Source organism: Spongiimicrobium sp. 3-5 (assembly GCF_046557915.1).
Classification (GTDB): domain Bacteria; phylum Bacteroidota; class Bacteroidia; order Flavobacteriales; family Flavobacteriaceae; genus JBHEBG01.
The window spans coordinates 1897992-1901656 of the sequence record NZ_JBHEBG010000001.1; the positions used below are offsets into that span (position 1 = coordinate 1897992).

Sequence of the window (3665 nt, forward strand, 5' to 3'; positions counted from 1 at the left end):
TCCTTGAGGTCCCTGCGGTCCTTCGGGTCCTGTTGCACCTGTAGCTCCCGGGTCACCTTGAGGTCCCTGTGGCCCTTCGGGTCCTGTTGCACCTGTTGCGCCTGTAGCTCCCGGGTCACCCTGGGGTCCTTCCGGTCCTGTTGCGCCCGTTGCTCCCGGGTCACCCTGTGGTCCCTGCGGTCCCTCGGGTCCTGTTGCGCCCGTTGCTCCCGGGTCACCTTGTGGTCCCTGTGGCCCTTCGGGTCCTGTTGCACCTGTTGCTCCCGGGTCACCTTGAGGTCCCTGCGGTCCTTCTGGTCCTGTTGCACCCGTTGCTCCCGGGTCACCCTGAGGTCCTTGCGGCCCTTCGGGTCCTGTTGCACCTGTAGCTCCCGGGTCACCTTGAGGTCCCTGCGGTCCTTCTGGTCCTGTTGCACCTGTAGCTCCCGGGTCACCTTGTGGTCCCTGTGGCCCTTCCGGTCCTGTTGCACCCGTTGCGCCTGTAGCTCCCGGGTCACCTTGTGGTCCCTGCGGTCCTTCTGGTCCTGTTGCGCCTGTAGCTCCCGGGTCACCTTGAGGTCCCTGCGGTCCCTCTGGTCCTGTTGCACCTGTAGCTCCCGGGTCACCTTGAGGTCCCTGCGGTCCTTCGGGTCCTGTTGCACCCGTTGCTCCCGGGTCACCCTGCGGTCCTTCCGGTCCTGTTGCACCTGTAGCTCCCGGGTCACCTTTAACTCCCTGTGGTCCCTCGGGTCCTGTTGCGCCCGTTGCTCCCGGGTCACCCTGTGGTCCTTCTGGTCCTGTTGCGCCTGTAGCTCCTGGGTCACCCTGTGGTCCTTCTGGTCCTGTTGCGCCCGTTGCTCCCGGGTCACCTTGAGGTCCCTGCGGTCCTTCGGGTCCTGTTGCACCTGTAGCTCCCGGGTCACCTTGAGGTCCCTGTGGCCCTTCGGGTCCTGTTGCACCTGTTGCGCCTGTAGCTCCCGGGTCACCTTTAACTCCCTGTGGTCCTTCGGGTCCTATTGGCCCCTGCGGTCCCTCTGGTCCTGTTGCGCCCGTTGCTCCCGGGTCACCTTGTGGTCCCTGTGGTCCCTGTGGTCCCTCGGGTCCTGTTGCACCTGTTGCTCCCGGGTCACCCTGAGGTCCCTGCGGTCCTTCTGGTCCTGTTGCACCCGTTGCTCCCGGGTCACCTTGAGGTCCCTGTGGCCCTTCGGGTCCTGTTGCGCCCGTTGCTCCCGGGTCACCTTGAGGTCCCTGTGGCCCTTCAGGTCCTGTTAAATCAGGAGAAGTAAAAGATGAACCGTCGCTATAATTTATTGTAAAACAACCATCGCGATTATCTACAAATGAAAAAGTACCAGAACTACCAGATACAGAGCCGTCGCATAAATTGTTCCACGTAACTCCGTTGAAATAAAAGACACAGGACATGTCTGTATTATATACCATGGCACCGCGCAATGGTGAAATATTTTGCATTTGCAGATTGGATACCCTAGTTAGTACTAAGGTCTTGGAAGTACTTTCCAATTCTACCAATGAGGCCGCATTTATACTATTGGGGTTTTCTCCTATTTTTACCTGAGCGGTAAGTTGGTTGATGCCTATAAAGAGAAGTGCCAGTAGCACTAATTTTTTAAAGTCCATTTTGGTTCGATTTGAGGATCGATTAATATTGAACCCAAAGATAAATGATGATGGGGGCCGACTTTATAAAATGTTGTGAATTGCCCTTCGTTTGTTGTGAAACGAAAGGTAAAACACTCACATCCAAAAAACCGCACCGTACACCGACCCCACTCTGGGTTTTTGTTGAAACACTATATTACATTGGGAAAACTAATAAAAGCAAGAGGGACAGGGTAATATTTGTTGCCAGAATGTAAGAAAAGTATGTAAAACCGTGTAATGCAATGGTCAGCGTTTGGCATGAGGATGCAAAACCCTTAGTAATCTAGGTTACATATAAGTCACTAACTAACGCGCCAAATAAAGGAATCCTTGAAAATTCAGTGCTAAATCATCCAGCGAAACGAGGTAGAAATACATGCCTTGAGGCAGTCCGATATCTCTTTTAATAACCCTATTATCAATATTGGAGATGCCATTGAACTCATCGGTATAGTTTGTCATTTCAAATACGAGCAGCCCGTTACGATCATAAATACGGATACTGTTGTTCGGTGATAGTTCTATCATTTCGGGGATTACCAGAAAATCGTTTTTACCATCACCATTAGGGGTCAATAAATAGTTTTCGAGAAGTAGAATTTCTTGGGGCACGGCCAAGGTGCCAAAAGTTATTATTTCATAGTCGTCCGGCACAAAAGTTTCGGAACTTACAAAACCCTGGGTGATATCTCCGCCGATAGCAGTGTTGCCCAGGCTCAGCCATCGATTGGCCGATTTGCTATATCCAACAATAGTGATATTTTGTACATCGGGGGTAAACGCCGCCATGTTACTCCGTGCATTCCAATTGATGGTAATGGTAGAGGGAATGCTGCCTTCCAATTTCCAGAACTCCAGCGTACTTATCTCACCAATGTCCCTAATTTTTCTTGTAGTATCAAAACCATTTGGCAGTGATATCGGGTTGTTGGCGTCTTCAAAAAAATAGGCGCACTTCGCAAATTGATTTTCAGCTTGGGAATTTAGGATCAATGGGCGTAACTGTTCTGAATCCCCAACGGGAAAAGAAAATACTTGTTTGTTGGTAATAGCCGCAAAACCATCAACTTTAGAACCGTTGGTTTCGCCTATATAGAAGGCATCCCTAAAAAAATTAAAATATACGTCCAATTGGTTTTTAGGGGAAATGACATCGCCAATAACGAAATTGGTGTTGTTGGTTACGGTTATTCCCGTATTTAAAAACACCCCAGCGTCATTGGCAATTTCAGTATCGTAAAAAACGGGCATAAATGCTCCAGATACGCTTACGAGAGTATTGCCATAGAATCCGGCCAACCCCAGGTTTTGATCAAAAGAAGCATCATTGATCAGATCTGTGTGGAAACCTAATTGTCCATTTTGATGGATTCTTATGTTTCCAGAATTATATAGTGCGGTTTGGGCATAGCCAATGTTGCCAATTAAAAAAAGTAACGCTATGTGGTTTAAGTATTTCAAATTTAAAAATCGGTAACGGTAAAGTACCAAGAGGCATTTGTTGGCACATTGGCATCGTTGTAAATTAAAACATCGAACCCTGTGGTTAGTTGATTATCTACCTCTATGGAAAATCCCGGTCCAGCGTTTAGTAACGTCAATTGTATTACATAATCGGCTGTGGCATTGACAGGATTTAAGGTAACGGTATAATTGCCCGGGCTGTTCAATACAGCGGTTGCCCCATTGGTTCTAGTGCCAAGAGGTGTTGCAAGTGCATTTACCTTACCCATGGCCATTACATCGGGAATCTGCCATTGCGGGTCGCCCGCGGCATCCGTTCCCAATACCCTGTTGGCATCTGCTATTCCTGCCGTTCCTATCTGTGTTGTGGTGACACCGTCGTCGGCTATCTGTACGCCGTTGGCGGGATCCACTTCCAGTGTGTTTCCGTCCACGTTGACCTGTAGGTCCATGGCGGCCAGTGCGGCATCGTTGGCCACGCCGGTAATCGATCCGTCGGTGGATGTTACATCGGCGCCCAGGTTGGTCCCCAGTGCTGCGGCGTCCTGCCATTGCGG

General features: G+C 50.4%; 2 protein-coding genes and 1 pseudogene. All 3 read right to left on the reverse strand.

From position 1 onward, the window contains the following. Positions 1 to 1620 (reverse strand): annotated as a pseudogene (locus ACEQ81_RS08125) (hypothetical protein); the annotation flags it as partial. A gap of 330 nt (positions 1621 to 1950) precedes the next feature. Further along, entirely contained in the window at positions 1951 to 3105 is a 1155-nt protein-coding gene (locus ACEQ81_RS08130) for a gliding motility-associated C-terminal domain-containing protein (RefSeq protein WP_411030351.1), read from the reverse strand. Positions 3106 to 3107: 2 nt separating this feature from the next. Beyond that, positions 3108 to 3665, reverse strand: a 558-nt coding sequence (locus ACEQ81_RS08135; protein ID WP_411030352.1) for a hypothetical protein, incomplete at its 5' end; no start/stop codon positions are given.